Below are 18628 nucleotides of genomic sequence, written 5' to 3' on the forward strand. Positions count from 1 at the left end.
CTAGTGCAACACATAGTTGCGCTCAATTATGTTAACCAACTGCCCCACTTGCTCGGCTTGTAGGCAGGACAAATGATCTCCTTTGACTTCATAACAAGAGAGAGAGTGACTAAATGGTTTCCACCCCATGTCTTTATTCACAGGACGGCCTTCAAATTCTTGCGTTTGCTGCGTTTTTACAACGCAGATTGGGGTGTCGCTAAGCATAGACGGCATCTCAACATTTGCTCGCAGTTGGGCACTAAAAACTTGCTGAAAGTGGCGTAGATGCGCATCACTAAAATTAAATCCAGCTTGGTGTATCCAACGATTGAGATAGGCAATGCGTGCTGTTGCATCACCTTGTTGATAAGCACTGATTTCAGCACCAGAGACACTAAGGCGGAAAAACGCCATCAGATTATCCAGCATCATTTGTGCAATTTGCGTTTCATCCAAGTTAAGCGCTGGATTGCTTGGGACAGGCGTATCAATCACAGTTACCGAGCAGCCAATTCGATCTCGTTGCTCAAGTAAAGTGGCAAGTTGATAGGCAATAAAGCTACCAAAAGAATGTCCGACCAAATGCACTTGCTCACCAAGTTCTGCGCCAGCTAATACACTCAAGTAATACTCTGCGGTACGCCCAATTGAGGTTAGCGTCTCGGGTTCCTCGGTAAGCGCCTCTGGCTGCAAGCCATAAACGGGTATACGGCTATCAAGTCTATTCACTAACGCATGAAATGCCATTAGCCAACCTCCCGCTCCCGCAATCAACACCACAGGTGTAAAACCAAGCTCGCCCTCTTGCAAACACACTAAGGTTTCAAGCGATTGAGGTTCGCCTTGGCGTTCGCCAAGACCATCACTCAATGCTTGAATATACTGACAGAGCCCACGCACAGTCGGATACTCAAAAAGTGCCGACAGCGGCAAATTGAGTTGTAGATGTTGATTAATATCACCCACTAAACGCATCGCTAATAGTGAATGGCCACCTAAATTAAAGAAGTTATCGTCAAGGCAAACTCCATCCACCAGCAAACGATAGGCAAACTGCTGCGCTAATTGAGTTTGTAGTGGTGTGAGCCTTTCCAGCTTATCCTCTTGCCGCAAGGATTGAGGCGGAGTGTATGAACCTGCCAGTGCAATGAGCTGCTTGCGATCTATCTTGCCGTTCGTTGTCAGCGGAAGTTGGCTAACTAATTGGAACAACTCAGGGACCATGTAAGCGGGTAGTACTGCGCGTAACTGCGCTCGCACAGCAGCATCATTCACTTCCGTATACTGCGTTGGCTGTACAAATGCCACCAATTGCGCGTTGTTACTGCTATCTTCGCGCACCACCACAGCACAAGCAGCAACCTCGTCTAGCAGCTGAAGCTGTCGCTCAATTTCTCCCAATTCGATGCGGTAACCGCGCACTTTAACTTGGTCATCACCACGGCCTAGATACAGCAATTCATTTGATGCTAAGCAGCAAGCGCGATCGCCAGTTTTATAAAGTCGCTGGCCGCTGTTAGGCTCAACAATAAAGGCCTGCTGCGTCTTTTCTTTGTCATTGAGATAGCCTCTGGCAAGGCCAATACCCGCAATGTATAAATCGCCTTCCACACCGGTAGCCACCGCTCGGAGCTGCTCATCAAGTAAATATAAAGACAAACCCGCGACGGGCTGACCGATCGGCACACGCGCACCGCTGAAGTGTGTGACATCATTAAGGGTTGCAGAAATGGTTGCTTCGGTCGGGCCATAGGCATTAATAATTCGAATACGGTCGCCATAGCGCTGCTGCCAATCGGTGAGCGCGGCTATCTGCATTTGCTCGCCACCTATGGTGATGATCCTCAGCGAGCTTGGCAAGGTGACTGAAGTCGCAGCAAGTTGATGCCAATACGCCGTTGGTAAACTCATCAGTGTCAGCTCGGCACCTTGGCTTAATTGCGCCAGCTTGTTGGGGTCCAACATGTCGTCTGTCGGAGCCATCACCAGCGTTGCGCCATGAAGTAAAGTGCAAAAAACTTCTTCCGCAAACACATCAAAGCTCATGCTGGCGAATTGCAGGTAATTGTCGCTTGCCGTAATCGCATATTGCGCGGCTAATGCCTGCACATAATTAACGACACTAGCATGCTCCACCATCACCCCTTTTGGCATGCCCGTGGTGCCCGAGGTGTAAATTACATAACAGAGGTCGTCAATCTGGCATGGCGCAGTAAAGCAACGACTAGGCTGCTCGGCCAAAGCGCCCTGAATACTATCTAAATCGACTTGAGGCACCACTTGCTCCGAGCTACCCTGCCAATATTCTGTTTTAGTAACCAGCATGGCTGCATTGGCATTTTGCAGCAGCAAACGACGTCGAGGCTCGGGTAGTGATGGTGCAATTGGTAGATAAGCCGCGCCCAATTTGAGCACCGCAAGCATAGCCACAATAAGCTGATAATTCGCCTCTAAACACAGGCCAATAATAACGGGGGCTGTGCTCGGCTCTTGTCGTGAAGCAAGGTAATGGGCGAGCTGATTGGCGTCTTTATCCAGCTGTGAATAGCGATAACAGCGAGCCTCCCCAGAGGCGGTACTATATTCACGAATAGCAATATGCTCAGGAAATTCAGCAGCAACTTGAGCAAATAATTGCTGAATTGGTAAATTTGGCGTTTGATATTGCACCGCTTGCGTCAGTGAAAAAGTAGGTAGAGGCAATGCCTTGCTGTACTGCGCGTGTTGAGGCTGCCAAGACAATTTCCCAAGTGTTTGTTCGGGCTGTTGTGTCGCAGCTAACATCAGCTGCTGCATCGCCGCAAGGCTTTGCTCGATAAACACTTCATCAAAGCATTGCTGCTGATAGCTCAGCGTGAGCGATAAACCCGCCCCTATGCCTACCACAAAGGTCAATGGATAGTGCGTTTCGTCAACTTCACTTAAGGTTGTTGCGATAAATGGCAGCGCAGCGCTATTTTGTAACGGATCCTGCGGATAATTTTCAAAAACATACAAGCAATCAAACAGTGGCCTTTCATTCTCAATACCCGACCACTGGTGAACTTGTGTCAGTGGTGTATGCGGGTGCTGCGCCAATGCCGTAAGCTGCGACTTCACCGCTTGCAGGTAATCTTTCACACGCGCATTTTGATCTATCGTGACATGGACCGCTTGCGTATTAATATACAAGCCAACGCGCTGCGCCATTCTACTAAGCGCTGTAGGTCTACCCGCAATAGTTTGACCAAATAAGGCATACGGTTCGTTGCAGCAATTTGCCACCCAATAAGCCCAGAGCCCTTGGATAAACTGATTGACGGTAAGTCCTTGCTCGCCTGTAAAGCGAGTCACAGCATCTTGCAGTGATTGCGGTAAAGTCACACTGAGCTCTTTAACACCTGTCGCTTTATTTTCAGTATGTAGTACCTTTTCGCTAAGCAATGTGGGCGCGGTGACTCCACCCAAATACTCCCGCCAAAACGCTTCGTCGCGGTCAACATGCATATGCAAATATTCGATATGATCGCGGAAATTATCTACCACAATGGGGCGTAAATCACCTTGGCAACGGGCTTGATAAAATGCCAATAATTCAGCAAATAACACCGGCAGCGACCATCCATCCATGATGAGATGATGATAGGTCCACACCACCCCGACATTGCCATCTTCAAAAACGATTAAACACAACCGCATACAAGGCGCTTGTGAGAGCCTAAGCGGCTCGGCAAGCTCCACCGCAGCCTGTGATTTCACCATGTGCGATTGTTCTTCTGCAACAGCATCGCTGTGCAGCAGTGTCAGTGGTACATCGGCATGTTTACAGACCACTTGCAGCGGCTCGCCAGCAACATCTATAAAGGCCGTGCGTAATATGCTGTGCTGTGTAATCAATTGCTGCCAAGCATAACTCAACGCCTCAATATCCACACAACCTTGTAGCAATAAGCTGGTTTGCTCGACGTAAGGTAGCATGCTTTGAGTGTGCGCCTCACTTGCCGTTTGACTGTGGAACCACATGCCTTGCTGCAAACCAGTTAGAGGGTAAATATCCTCAACGTCTCCTTCAACCTGCCCAAGTATGCGCTGTAACTGCCGTTCAGAAATGCCGCTGAGAAGTGCAAAGTCACTGACTGTATAGTGACGTTGAGGCTGGGATTGGCAATGCTCGATGACCTGAATTAGACTTTCAAGTATCTCTTTACTTAATCGCTCTGCTTCTTCAGACGCTAAGCGCTGGCTGTCAAATTCCAGCGTTAACGCCAGTTTACCATCCACGACCGCCGCCGTTAGTTGTGCTCCAAAGTAACTGAGGTTTGACTCAGCAACCAAAGTGCCAGTCGACTCACGAGCATCTCCCAGCAAACCTTGTTGCTCAATAACTGTATCTAGCTGGCCTAAATAGTTGAAAAACAGAAAGCCTCGGGTATCAATCTCAAGCGATGAGCGAACGCTTGGCTCTGGGTGTAAATACCGCGTAGCGCCATAACTACTGGCGACTTTAGCGCTCCTTTCAAGCTCCGCCTTGATACTGCAAATCACATCATGCAAGCGGCTGCTATTACTAAATAACTGCATTGGATAGAGTGCCGTTAACCAGCCAATGGTTCGGCTACTGTCCAGTGCCTCCGTCAATAACTCGCGACCATACCCTTCTAGCATGATCACTTCACTGCCTGCACCACGCTTTTGCGCACACCAGGCAAGCGCACTGAGCAGCAATGCTTGCGCCGTTGTACCATAACTGGTGTTGGCGGCTCCCAGTAGCGCACGGGTGTGCATTGCTGACAGTGTGTGGCGAACTTTGGCTATGGTTGGGGTCGCGCTTGTATCCTTAAGACTCAATAAGTGTGAGGTTTCAGCCAGTGCAACCACCTTCTGCCATTTGCGCAAACCACGCTCATCGGTTGCAAGTTCACGATAAAAATCGGCAAGTTCAGCCAAATTCGCGCTTGCGGCAGGAAGCTCCAACGGCACATTGTTTATTTTCTGCTGTAGTAGCTGACTTACATCTTCAAGTAACACACGCCAAGAGACGCCATCCACTAGCAAGTGATGTGCGCTAAACAACAAGCGATTATTGGCCTCACTATCAGGTGTCACAAATAACACCGCTTTAAACAGTGGCGTGCCAGTAAACGCAAAACCTTGCTGCACTTGCTCACTGAACTCGCTCAGCTCAGCTTGCCATGCGTCACGCTCAAGCGTATGCGCCGTAAATACCTTTTGAATATCAATGCCATCACGTATAAATAGGGTATTTTCATCCGCAACCACCAAACGTAGCGCATCGTGCTGGGCTATCAAGTACCCTATCACTTGCATGAGCTGCGCTGGTGTAACGGATTTATCTACACTCACCAGCACGCTCTGATCCCAATGACTGGGGTTGGCAAATTGTTGGGCAAAAAACCAATGCTGAATTGGTAATTTATCGAGTTTACCAACCAATGGCTGCCTTTCTTTGCCTATTGGCACCAGAATATCTTGCTGGGCAAGTCTTGCTGCAAGTGCCGAAACACAGGGGTAGGTAAACACGTCGGTAGCGCTAACAGGTAACTTGAGTGCTTTGGCTTTACTGGCGATTTGAATACTCAAAATAGAGTCGCCGCCTAAAGCAAAATAGTCGTCTTTAGCGGTCATGGATGGCGTATTTAATACCTGCCGATAAATCGCCAGTAACTGGGCTACGATGCTGTTAGCCTGTGATGTGACCGCGCTCTGCTCGGTTACTGTGGTAGTCTGTTGAGTTTTACCAAGCGTTGCCAAGGCACGATGGTCAACTTTGCCATGCGGTGTCAAAGGCAGCCTTGCGAGCATGACAAAATGCTCTGGTACCATATAACTTGGTAGTCTTTCCTTTAGCCGGGCTTGAAGCACTTGAGGCTCAGTGTTTGCCACCACAAATGCCTGCAACTGTGGCTGCCCTGACGCACTTGTGGTTATCTGAACCGCACATTCTTGTACGCTCGATAGCAGCCCAATTTGCTGTTCAATTTCGGCCAGCTCAATACGATAACCTCGCAGCTTTACTTGTCCATCGTTACGACCCATATAGGCGATACGGCCGTTGCTAAGCAGGCGAACCAAATCTCCGGTTTTATAGGCACGCACCGCTTGCGATGGAGAGACTTGTAGCTCAATAAAACGCTCAGCGCTAAGCTGTGGTTGATGCAAATATCCTCTGGCAAGTCCTGCCCCTGTTACGTATAACTCACCGATCATCCCCGGTGGCACAGCCCGCAGTTGTGGGTCTAAGATAAATAGCTGACTATTGTCGACGGGCAAGCCGATATCTGGCACCTGTTTGTCAAACTCAACCACACCAGAAGTCGCGACCACCGAAGCTTCGGTAGGTCCATAGTTATTGACTAGGGTAAATCCGTACTCTTTTGCTTGCAGCGCACCGAGTTTATCGCCGCCAACCAATAAATAGCGCAAGCTTTGTGGATTAAACAAAGGCTCAGTGAGCAGCGCTTGAGCGATTGGCGTTGCAATAAAACTATGCGTGACTTGGTGCGTATTGAAGCAGGCAGTTAATTCGGCCGGTGACTGTAGCACGGTTTTTGGCACACACACTAAGCTCGCACCGGCACACAAATAAGGCCAAATCTCCCACGTTGCTGCGTCAAAGGCGGGGTTGGCGGTTTGACTCGCTACGCTATGATTATCCACCGCAAAAGCTCGTCGGTGCCAACCACATAAATTCGCTAACCCTTGGTGGGCTATCATCACGCCTTTGGGATTACCTGTCGTGCCAGAGGTATAAATCACATAGGCCAGCTGCTCAGCCTTAATTTTTGGAAACTGCTGAGGTAATGCTATTGCCGCAAGGCGCGTTTGCACGTTGGCGTCATCAACACACATAACATGTGGCGAGCGATATTCAGCCTCAAGGTGATTATCATCTAACTCAGCGACCTCAAAGCAAGCGGCAAACTCACACTTTGTTAAAACCAGCGCTGCACCGCTGTCTTTAGCGATGTAATTGACTCGCGCTTGAGGGTAATGAGGGTCAACAGGCACATAACATCCACCCGCTTTTAACACAGCCAACATAGCCACAATGAGATCTGCGCTCCCCGTCATCGCAACAAGTACAGGCTGTTCGGGTTGCAGCCCTTCACTTAATAACAGCGCCGCCAATGCCTTGGCTCTTTCAGTAAGCTCACCATAACTCAAGGTTTGATTTGAGTTTGTGTCAATTACCGCTATCTGTTTAGCCTGCGTGGGCACAGCCAAATTTCGCTCAATTTGCTCAAGCACTGACTGCTCAAGGTGTTCCGGCGCTGATTTGCCTGAAATCGCATGACTCTCTAGCTTCTGCTCCTTGCAAAGTTTTATATCCGCAAGCGGGCACTCAGGTTGCGCGAGTAATTGCACTATCACGGCATTAAAACACTCTGCAATGCTAGCCACAGTTTCTTTTTCAAATAATCCACTGTTGTATAGCCAGCGCAGTCTCAACCCTTGCCCACTTACTGTTGCACTGAGCTCAAGATCAAACTTGGCACGCATGTTTTCCGACGTTAAAACTTCCGTGCTAAGGCCTACAAACTCTGGTGTGTGCTGTGGCTCGGGATTAAACGCAAAACTCAACTGGAAAACACTTTGGTGACTTAGCTCACGGCTAACACCAAGATGGTCAATGAGCTGTTCAAAGGGAAGTGATTGATGTTGATGTACTTGCTCAATCTGCTCTCTTTGTATATCGAGTAGCTGACTGAAACTCTGCTGCCAATCGACCTTCACGCGAATAGGCAAGGCATTGACGAAAAAGCCAATCAACTGCTCCACTTGCGGGTGATGCCGCCCTGAAAATGGCGCACCAACCACAATATCATCCACTTGGCTAAACTTAGCGAGCACCACCGCATACGCGCTATGCAACCAAATAAACGGGGTTATTGCCAAGCGCTGACAATACTGTTGCAGCCGTTGCCATGTTTCAGCGCTTAGCTGCTCAGTAAATGCTTGCGCGCTATTGTTCACGGCCTGCCCACGAGGCGTATCGAGCGGTAATTGATGCAGTGGCGGCGCATCGTCAAGGTGCGCTGACCAAAATGCCATGTCTGCACTTTGCTGCGCGCCTTGGCACAGTGATCGATGCCAATGGGCATAATCCGCGTATTGCACCTCAGGTGGCGCAATTAAGTCATGGGCAAGTCCACAGCCTTGGGTGTAATGGGCATAAAACTGCGTTAGCTCTCGCATTAATACTTCAATAGAGCGAGCATCACTAGCAATATGGTGCATATTGACGATAAGGCGATGATAACCTGATGAAAATCGAACTAGAGTTGCGCGGATCATTAGATCTTTACTAAGATCAAAACCCTGTGCTTGGTCGTCCCGTACCGCGCGCTGCCAAACCAAGTTTTGCCAAAGCGGCGATTGTGTGGAGACATCAATGAGCGTAACAAAATGCTCAGGCAAAGCCACAAGGTACTGTTTAGGCCCATCATTCGTGTTGGTGATAGCCGAGTGCAACACCTGATGCCGTGACAGCACCTTTTGCCAACTTTGCTCGAATGCGCTCAGATCAAACTCCCCTGAAAACGCCAATAACGCTTGAATTTGATATTGCTGGCTGCCCTGCTGCATTTGATCTAGTGTCCATAAACGCTGCTGAGCAAAAGACAACACTACGCCATTGGTTTTATCCACCACAGCAATAGCACTTAGCTGCGCGTCTTGCTTTTCAAGTGCAGCCGCTAAACCTTGTACTGTAGGGTGCGTAAAAATCGCTTGCAGCGGTAACTCAATGTGCAGCGTCTTGCGAATATGATTTGCCAGTTTTGCAGCAAGTAGCGAGTGTCCGCCGAGTCTAAAAAAGTCGTCATAGCGACCAACCAACTCGCGCTGCAGTATCTCGGCAAAATAGCTTGCAAGTTGGGTTTCAAGCTCGCCAATCGGTGCTTCATAAGTGTTTTCGTTAAGGCTTGTATCAAGTTGCTGCAGTAGTGCTTTTTTATCTACTTTACCATTGCTGGTCAGTGGCATGGCTGAAACCGCTTGCACTTTGGCAGGCAACATATGGTCGGGTAAATTTTGTTTTAAAAACTGCTGCATGACCAACGTGATGTCGTCGAACTCGACTTGTTTGTGTAACACCACAAAGGCGCAGATCCAGACATTTTCTGGGTCTTGCCGATTTAACAGCACAGTGACCTCAGCCACTTCGGGATGCTGGCGCAACTGGTTTTCAATTTCGCCTAATTCAATGCGATAACCTCGAACCTTTACTTGGTCGTCAATTCGACCAACATAGCTCAGCTCACCGCTGGCCATTAGCCGCACGAGATCCCCCGAGCGATATAGCCGCTGCTCAGGTGCTTCACTAAATGGGTTTTGAATAAAGCGGGTCGCGTTTAATTCATCACGTTGCCAATATCCCCGACAAACCCCCTCGCCCCCTACGTACAACTCGCCCACGGCACCTTGTGGCAAGAGCCTTTGCTTTTCATCAAGTACATAGCAGCTGGTGGTCGGAATCGCACGACCTATATTACTGGTGCCAAGCGTCAGATCCGCAGGCTCCAGCGCTTTAAAGGTAACATGTACCGTGGTTTCGGTAATGCCATACATATTGATTAACTGACAATTTGGTAAGTGCTGTGCCCAAGGCTGTAGCTTACTTGGCTGCAACGCTTCACCACCAAAAATCACGTACCGCACTGCACATTGGCTCGCCAACTGACTGTCATTGAGTAGCGTGGCTTGCAGCGCGTAAAACGCACTAGGTGTTTGATTTAATACCGTAACCTGGGCATCAACCAACAACTGAGCAAAAGCTTGAGTGTCTTGCGCAGTCGCTTTATCCACAACCACAAGGCGACCACCAAAGAGCAACGCGCCATACATTTCCCACACTGAGAAATCAAAGCAGAAGGAATGAAACAAGGTCCAAACATCTTGCTCATTAAAATCGAATAAGTTGGGCTCAACATGAAGTAACCGAACCACATGGCGGTGCTCAATTTGTACGCCTTTTGGTCGTCCTGTGGTGCCAGAGGTATAGATCATATAAGCCAAGTCTTGCGGCTCAATCTGAATAGCATCAAGCAGCTTGAGAGCTTCGCGGCTTACCTGATGTTCTGCCTGTGACACATTAATTAGCTGGTATGAAATCTGACTAAACTGTGCCTGGGTAGCGTTGTCACAAAGCAGCCATGGGCTTTGCACGTCTCCCAAAATATACTCAATGCGTTCTTGAGGGTAGTCGGGATCTACTGGCACGTAGGCAGCACCAACTCTAAGCACTGCCAGCAAGGTCACTATCATCTCAACGCTGCGCGATACACTCACCACCAACATGGTTCGTGGCGTGACGCCTTGTTGTAACAGCATTATCGCCAGCGCATCGACTCGCTCGTTAAGGTCACGATAACTCAGCACAGTCATGCTATCTTGCACGGCAGTACGTGTGGCAAAGCGCTCGGCGTAGCGCGTGAATAAACTGGTGATGGTGTCTTGCTTAGGCCAAGTTGCCGCTTGGCATTGAGCGTCCGTTATTAAAGCTTGCTGCTGTTTTTGGTTCAGTAACGCAAGTTCACCAACGGCGGTATGAGGGGCTGTAACACAAGCTTGAAGCAGCGTGTGAAAGCAATCCGCCCAATGTTTGATGGTCTCTTCTGTGTAAAGATGGCTATCAAACTTCCAATGTAAATAAAGTGCCTGCTCATCAACTACGGCATTGAGTTCTAAGTCGCACTTTACCGCTATGCTATCCGCCTTTTGTTTTTGCACTTCTTGAACCGATAATCCCGGAAGCGTAAAAGCACGCTCATCACGGGTTTCCAGTGTAAATAATATTTGCACTAGCGGATGGTGACTTAAATCTCTTGGAGCGCCAACCGCTTCAACCACTTTATCAAAAGGAATATCGCGGTATTCAAACGCCGCTAGGTTGAGGGCTTTTTGTTGCTGCAACCATTGGCTAAATGGCATATCACTTTCAAGCTTTGCTTGCATCACTAAGGTATTAACAAACAAGCCGATTAACGGCGTTAATTCAGGATGATGGCGGCCAAGCTCTGGCGTGCCTACAATCACCTGCTGCGATTGCGTAAGCCTTGCAATAAACAACATAAAGGTATTGAGCAGCCACATAAAGGGTGTGAGCTGGAGCGACTTAGCCTGTGTCGAGATCGCCGCAAATAACGACGCATCGAGCGCTTGGCGATATACTTTCCCCGTTAACGACTGCACCGCAGGACGGACAAAATCACAAGGCAATGACTGCAACGGCGCTAATTCGCTAAATTGCTGTTTTAGTTGCGCCAGTGGTGCCTCGATGCGATCTGGCGTTAACTGTGCTCGCTGCCACTGGCTAAAATCGCCATATTGCACCTGCATAGTTGCAAGCGGTGTATAAGGTGCGCCTATGTGTTTGCAATAGCCAGCCTCTATCTCTTGTGCAAGTAGCGCCATGGACGCGCCATCAGAGACAATATGATGCATATTAAATGCAAGGTGATGCTCATCGCCATCACTCACCACCAGCACGCGAAGCAAACAATCATGAGCCAAATCAAAAGACTTGTTCTGATGTGCTGCGATGCGCGAAGCAATGTAGGCTTGCCTTGTTTCCTCAGCTGCTACACTGGCATCAAGCCACTCGAACGGCGCACTAATATCATCCGTTATTTGCAGCTGGGGTTGGCCATCTTGTTCATTTTTTACAAACCTAGCGCGCAGTATTTCGTGGCGCTGCACCACATCTTGTACTGCGCTGCGCATTGCTTGAATATTAAGCTTGCCGCGTAACAAAAACTCGGCGGGCATATAATACTGCTTGCTACCTTGCAGTTGCTCAATAAACCACAGTCCTTCCTGCGCAAAGCTCAGCGGTAAGATTTTCCCCGCGCTTGGCTGCGCGACTATTTTCGGCGATGAGTTCGCCACATCACGGCTTTGCTGTTGGAAATAGGCAATGATCTCTGATTTATATTCAACCACTTGCTGTTTTAACTGTGGAGGAAATCCAGCGGTTTGCTTAAATGCCAGGCCACCGTTTTTTTCATACAAGGTCACGCCAGCTGCTAATGCTTCTGCGATCAATGCCTCTATCTGTCTTTGCTGTTCATTCATCACAAAAACATCTCCTCAGACTGGCCGTTTTCGTCCGCCGCTTTGGCTGCACGGTGGATCTCACACCAAGTTGCAAGTGCACTTACGCTTGGCCGCTCGAACAATACTTTTAAGGTGATGGGCACCTCAAGCGCCTGCTCAATTAAGGCAACCGCTTGGCTCGCTGATAAAGAGTGCCCCCCTAACTCAAAGAAGTTACTGTTAATATCTCGAACTTGAGTGTTGAGCACTTGAGCAAAAATTTCTGCCAGCAGCATTTGTAGTTCAGTCATAGGAGCTAAAGGTGCTGTAAGCGCTTGCGCCTGTTGCGATTGCAGCAGTTGTGCAAGCGCGCCTGCGTCTACTTTGCCATTATTAGTGAGCGGCATAGCAGCCAGTGCATACAGCTTGTAGGGCAACATGTAACTTGGTAGGACCTCTGCTAACGAGGCTAATATCTGAGTGTGTAGCGTCTGTTCAAGCTCATAAATGGCATCTCTTTGGGATGGCGTAGTTAGTACCACACAGCCCAGTAAGTTATCTTTACTTTCGTTAAGTAACACATGTGCTTGTTGCACTGCATCTAGGTGCTCAAGCTGAGCCGCAATTTCTTCAAGTTCGATGCGATAGCCACGCAGTTTAACTTGGTTGTCTCGACGACCAATAAACTGCAGCACGCTAGAGCAGCCCTCTTCATCTAGCAGCCAACGCACTTGGTCGCCCGTCTGATAATATCGCTGCGAGTCATTGTTCAAAGACAATGACACAAATTTACTGGCACTGAGCTCAGGCAACCCAAAATACGCCTGAGCCACATTATCGCCCGCGATGTATAACTCTCCGGGCATGCCTATAGGAACAAGCTGTTGATGCTGATCCAGCACCACCAAATGAGTGCCTTGAATGGCGCTACCGATTGGCACAAAGCGCTGCGATTGCTGCGCAAGCGAAACCGCATCTTGGCCATTACAACGATACACACAGCACCCGACTGTTGCTTCTGTTGGGCCATATTCGTTATAAAAATGAGCCTGTGGCATCAGTGCCCCGACTTGAGCAACCACGCTGCTAGATAAAGCTTCTCCCCCCACCACAATGTGGTGCGCAGCATTGCTCGGTTGTAATCGTGCCAGCACGCCTTGCAAGTGGGCTGGAGTCAGCTTAAACAGCAATGACTCTTCGCGCGCTAAACACGCACTAAGCTCTGTGATTAACTGCTCACCATCGCTTAGCAGCACTACACCAAGACCATTAACCAGCGCGCCCCATAAGCTCGTTACAGTCGCATCAAACGCTAAAGGCGTGCTGACAACACTCTCTTGTATATCGCCTTGGAGATAACTGTGGCTAACGTGCTCAAGATAAAGGTGCAAATTACGATGGCTGACCACCACGCCTTTGGGTTGCCCTGTGGTGCCTGAGGTATAAATTATATAAGCCGGCGCATCAATATCACTTAACGGCGCAAGCGCTTCTACAGGCATGTTCTGCCAATGCTGTGTGGTGTCCATTAGCACCAAACGGCAGCTGAGATCTGCGCTGCTTGGAAGTAGTGCTGAGGTGGTGATAAGGCAAGCCGCTTTACTGTCACGCAATATAAAGTGCTGACGCTGACTCGGTGCATTGGGGTCAAGCGGCACATACACGGCCCCGACCTTTAAGACTGCCAAAAGTGCCACAACTTGCTCACAGCTTGGCGCTAAGCTTATTGCAATCTGCGACCTTGCCGTTACGCCTTGCTCAATCAAGTAACGCGCTAGTTGATTACTTTTTGACTCCAATTCGCCAAAACTTAATCGTTTTCCAGCCATATCTCGCACTGCATTATGGTTCGCGCGGTGCTGAGCAAAATGTTGTATTTTATCGCTGATAAACCAAGGAGATTGAGGCTGTGCTTGCGTGGCGAGCCCTAGCTCGCTGAGTGCTTTACTCTCAACTAATGGTAAGGTATTCACGCTTTGCTCAGGGCTTGTGAGCGCAGCATCAATTAAGGTCACAAAAGCATCAACCATCGCCTGTACGCTAGTGTGTTTAAACAAGGCTTTGGCATAATTCCACTGCACTGCTATCTCACTGCCCGATTCTTGTGCATTCACTTCTAAGTCGAACTTCATTGCAGGCTTTAGATCAAGCTGTTGCTCAATTTTAAGGTGAGGTAGCTTGAAGTCACTTTGTTCGTTATTTTGTAGTGCAAAGAGTATTTGTAACACGGGCGAATGCGCTAGGCTACGCGGAGGATTAATGGCATCAACAAGTTGCTCAAAGGGTAAACTCTGATGGGCAAACGCCGCCAAGATCACCTGCTTTTGCTCACTTAGCCAGTCGTTAAATGACGGCGCCCCCACTTTGTGAGCGCGAATAGCCAAGGTATTCACAAAGCAGCCCAGTAACCCCTCTAACTCTTTCACCTCACGTCCGGCAATGGGCGAGCCAATAACAATATCCTGCGTTTGACTAAGACGAAGCATCAACAGCGAAAAGGCACTTTGCAACCACATATACAAGGTCACCCCTTGTGCTTGGCAATGCGCTTTTATCGCCTCAACTTGCGATGTCGTAAGGGTATGACGAATACACTCACCATCTAGGGACTGAACTTGTGGTCGCTCAAAGTCCAGCGGTAATTCATGAACAACTGGACACTGCTGCAACTGAGTTTGCCAATAGGCAAGATCCGCCTGATAGCTATCTTGCTGTTGCTGCTGCCAGTAGGCAAAGTCTGCATACTGCACCGCTAGCGGTTTAGCGTATTGCTCTGGCAAGGGATACGCTGGCGCTTCGCTAAAGTGCCGATAAAACGCCACGAACTCTTTGGCCAGCAGCGCCATCGACCAACCATCGCTGGCAATGTGGTGCATGTTAAACAAGAGTCCAAATTGGTTGTGACTAAACTGTACACAGATAACGCGCAGCATAGTGTCTTGGCATAAATCAAAAGGCTTGCTGAGCGATTGTTGCTGCAATGTTTGCCAACGCTGCTGTTGCTCTGCGTTATTCAGCCCAGACAAATCTACTAATTCCACAGGACTGGCTACTTGATCACGAACCTGTTGCACTGCACCGTGCTCACCATTTGCAGGAACGATGACCGTATGGAGTACTTCATGACGTGCAACAATCGCGCTTAACGCTTGTGTTAAAGCATCAATATCTAAGGCTCCCTCACACCAATAGCTCGCTGGCATATGGTATTGCAGACTCTGCTCATGTAACTGGTCAATTAACCACAAACGCTGCTGAGCAAAAGACAGAGGTAACGCTTGGGCTCTTGATACTGGCTCAATGGTATGGCTGTGCGCAATCATCGAACTTGCGGTTATTACTTCAGCAAACGCTACAATACTTGGCGCATCAAAGAGTTGTGGTAAGGTGATATCTCGCCGCTGCTCACTGCGCACTCGGCTGATCACTTTTATGGCAAGCAGAGAATGCCCGCCTAAGTCAAAGAAACTATCGTTAATACTCTGTACTTGGCTCGGCAGTAGCTCACGATATAACTCAAGTAAATAACGCTGTATGTCCGTGAGCTTAGATCCATCAATTACCTCAGCGACCTCTTGGCTTTTCGCCTGAGCCTGATAGGCAAGCTGTAATGCTTGCTTGTCTACTTTTCCGTTTGCAGTCAGTGGAAGATCAGCAACGATATCCAGCGCGGCAGGTAACATATAACTGGGCAACGACTGCGATAAAGCTTGGCGCAACTGCACGAGTGTGAGCTTAGCCTCACCATTTAAAACCACATGAGCCACTAGGCTTTCTTGTGCTTCATCAACACTCACAGCGCAGCTTTTTACTTGCGCCAACGCGTCGATTTGATGGGCGATTGCCACAAGAGAAATACGGTAGCCTCGCAGTTTTACTTGCTCGCCTAACCGCCCTAAATAACAAAGGTAGTCAGCCTCACCGCGCGCATTCGCCTGCCACTTTGCCTTGTCGCCACTGCGATACCAACGCATGCTTGAAGTACCAGACGCAGGCACTGCTTGCTCAACAAAGCGTGTTTGCGTCACACTCGCGAGATTAATATAGCCTTCACACACCCCATCTCCCGCCAACCAAAGCTCTCCGGGCATGTTAGGTAAAGCCAGTTCACCAAATTCGTCGACTACCGCAAGGGTCATATTATCGATAGTATGACCGATAGGCACTTCTTCGTGGCCCGCTAACAGGTGGCGCGACTCACGGCTTACAGCATAGATACTACAGCCGACTGTTGCCTCTGTTGGGCCATATTCGTTTATCCACTGGGCGTTAGGGAGCTTATCCATCAGCTTATCAACCAAAGCTGCGCTTAGCCCTTCACCGCCAACCACAAATCGGTGGGCGATATTGTTATGAGTTTGTGCGTCACTTAATGCAAATACCGCGCGTAAGTGAGCCGGTGTTAACTTGAATAACTTGGCTTCCGTAGCGGCAAAAATCTGTTCATGTAACGCAGGCAACAATTCGGCGTCCGTAGGGAGCAGCTCAAGCTCACCGCCTCGCATTAAAATAGGCACTAAGGCGGTCACCGTCGCATCAAACGCCAGCGGTGTACTGAGTACGGCCTTGGTTATGCCACCCGATTGTGGCAAGTAGCGCTGAGACGCAAAACGCAGATAATTATTGAGGTTGCCATGACTAATGGGCACCCCTTTTGGCTGCCCGGTTGAACCTGAGGTATAAATAACATAGGCAAGCTCGGCTTGGTTAAATGCAGATGCGTCTTCATCTACCAACAAACTGGTATCGTAAAACGCAAAGTTCCCTTCGGCTTCGAACAAATCATCAAGCAACAAAAAGTCACTACCGGCTTCAATCAAGCGCTCGGCATCTTCACTTAGCGCCAGCGTCAATACGATGTCTGCATCATCCATGATATAGGCTAAGGTATCGGTTGGCGTGTCATGATGAATGGGCACATAGGTATGGCGCGCTTTTAATATTGCCAGCACCGCGGCCACCATGTAACTCGAAGACGGCAGTAAAATAGCAATGCGACTTTGCTCGGCAAATGCCATTTCTAATAAGCTATTAGCAAGTTGGTTCGCGCATTTTTCTAAGGTGAGATAACTACAAGTGAACTCTCCCATACGCACCGCAGTCTGTAGTGGTGTCTGAAGAGCCGCCTGACTAAACTGAGTCACCCATGGCTGTTGCTCTGTCACTTCTACCGTAACACTTTGCTGCTGTTTTAATAGAGCTAACTGCTGCTCAGCGGGCCACAATGACAATGCTGACAACGGAGTATTTGGCTCTGCAAGACACTGCGATAACACATAACAAAACTGCTGATGGAAACTAACTATACTCGCTTCTTGCCACAAATTGCTGTCATAAAGCCATTCAACGGTGAGTACATCCCCCTCGTCTATCACTGCGACTTCTAAATCTAGTTTGGCACCGCGTACTTTACTTTGGCAGGGCGTCACTTCCAGTTGCGCTAGCGTAAGGTTTTCATTTACCTGATTATTTACCCGAAACACGATTTGATGCAGCGGATGCTGGGCGCTTGAGCGTTCAATGTCTAACTCATCCACTAACACATCGAAGGGAATATGTTGATATTGCAACGCGTCATTGAGTAAGCCTTGGGTTTGCTGTAGCGCTTGGGTAAAACTGGTGTCTTCACTCCATTCGCTTCTAAGCACTAAAGTATTGATAAAATTACCAATCATACTTTCAAATGCTTTGAGGTGACGTCCTGATACCGGCGTACCAACAACCACATCGCGCTGTTGAGAAAAGCGGCTTAACCACAATGAAAATAGCGTTTGCAGTAACACAAATAAGGTTTGTCCTGAGCGAGTTTGATACGCTCGAAGCGCACTGACCAGCGCCGCAGGTATGGGCTCAATCACTAACGCGCCGCGCGCAGAGGTTGTTGCTTCTCTGCGGTAATCAAGCGGTAGTTCATGCACCTTGGGCAGACCTTGTAATTGCATACGCCAATAATCTAGCTCCTGTTGCCATAGCGAACTCTGTTCCAGCTGCTGTTGCCACATCACATAATCAACGTAATGCACCTCTTGTAGCGCTAAGGTTTCGCCGCTGAGCGCGGCTTTGTAAGCCAGTCCTAAAGCCTCACTCAAACACGCAATAGACCAACCATCGGCAGCGATATGATGTAAGGTGATCACTAGCGTAGCCTGCATCGCCTCTTGTTGATAAAGACTGGCTCGCAGCATTAAATCATGGCTTAAATCGAAGCTGGTTGCGTAATCTTCTGCGATGACCTGCTCTAACGCATGTGCTTGTTGCTCTGGGGATTTATCTGTCCAGTCATGCTTAACCAGAGTAAATCGAGCATCAAGGTTAATGCTTTGGTGCGGTTCTCCTTGCGCATTTTGATGATAATTAAACGCCAAGACTGGATGTTGCTTAATCACTGCAATAAAGGCTTCCTCTAAGGCTTCGGTATTAAGCTTGCCTTGCAATTGGAATATACCCTGTAGGTTATACTGGTTGCTGTGCCCTTGCAGTTGGTCAACAAACCACAAGCGCCGCTGTGCAAATGACAAAGGATAATTGGGCTGTGATGGCGCAGGTTGTAGACTTGGTAGTGAAGATTGAGACTGAGAGTTAGCCAGCATCTCGCTTAGTTCAAATACGC

At 48.8% G+C, this 18628-nt stretch carries 2 protein-coding genes (1 of these 2 cut by a window edge); both read right to left on the bottom strand.

What is annotated here, in order from left to right:
- Complete coding sequence (locus A587_RS0108320; protein WP_017217214.1) at positions 1 to 12057, bottom strand: non-ribosomal peptide synthetase; 12057 nt, start codon at positions 12055 to 12057, stop codon at positions 1 to 3.
- Positions 12057 to 18628, bottom strand: the 3' portion of a protein-coding gene (locus A587_RS0108325) for a non-ribosomal peptide synthetase (RefSeq protein WP_017217215.1). Its footprint extends 3256 nt past the window's final position; the window shows 6572 of its 9828 coding nt (coding positions 3257–9828); the start codon falls outside the window, past its right edge; the stop codon is at positions 12057 to 12059. Before A587_RS0108325 ends, A587_RS0108320 begins: the two co-directional genes overlap by 1 nt.

It is taken from the genome of Pseudoalteromonas sp. NJ631 (assembly GCF_000276645.1).
Classification (GTDB): domain Bacteria; phylum Pseudomonadota; class Gammaproteobacteria; order Enterobacterales; family Alteromonadaceae; genus Pseudoalteromonas; species Pseudoalteromonas piscicida.

What these genes read in the sequence shown, in the direction of transcription:
- A587_RS0108320 (WP_017217214.1), bottom strand. Translation starts at nt 12,057, where the DNA reads ATGAATGAACAGCAAAGACAGATAGAGGCATTGATCGCAGAAGCATTA.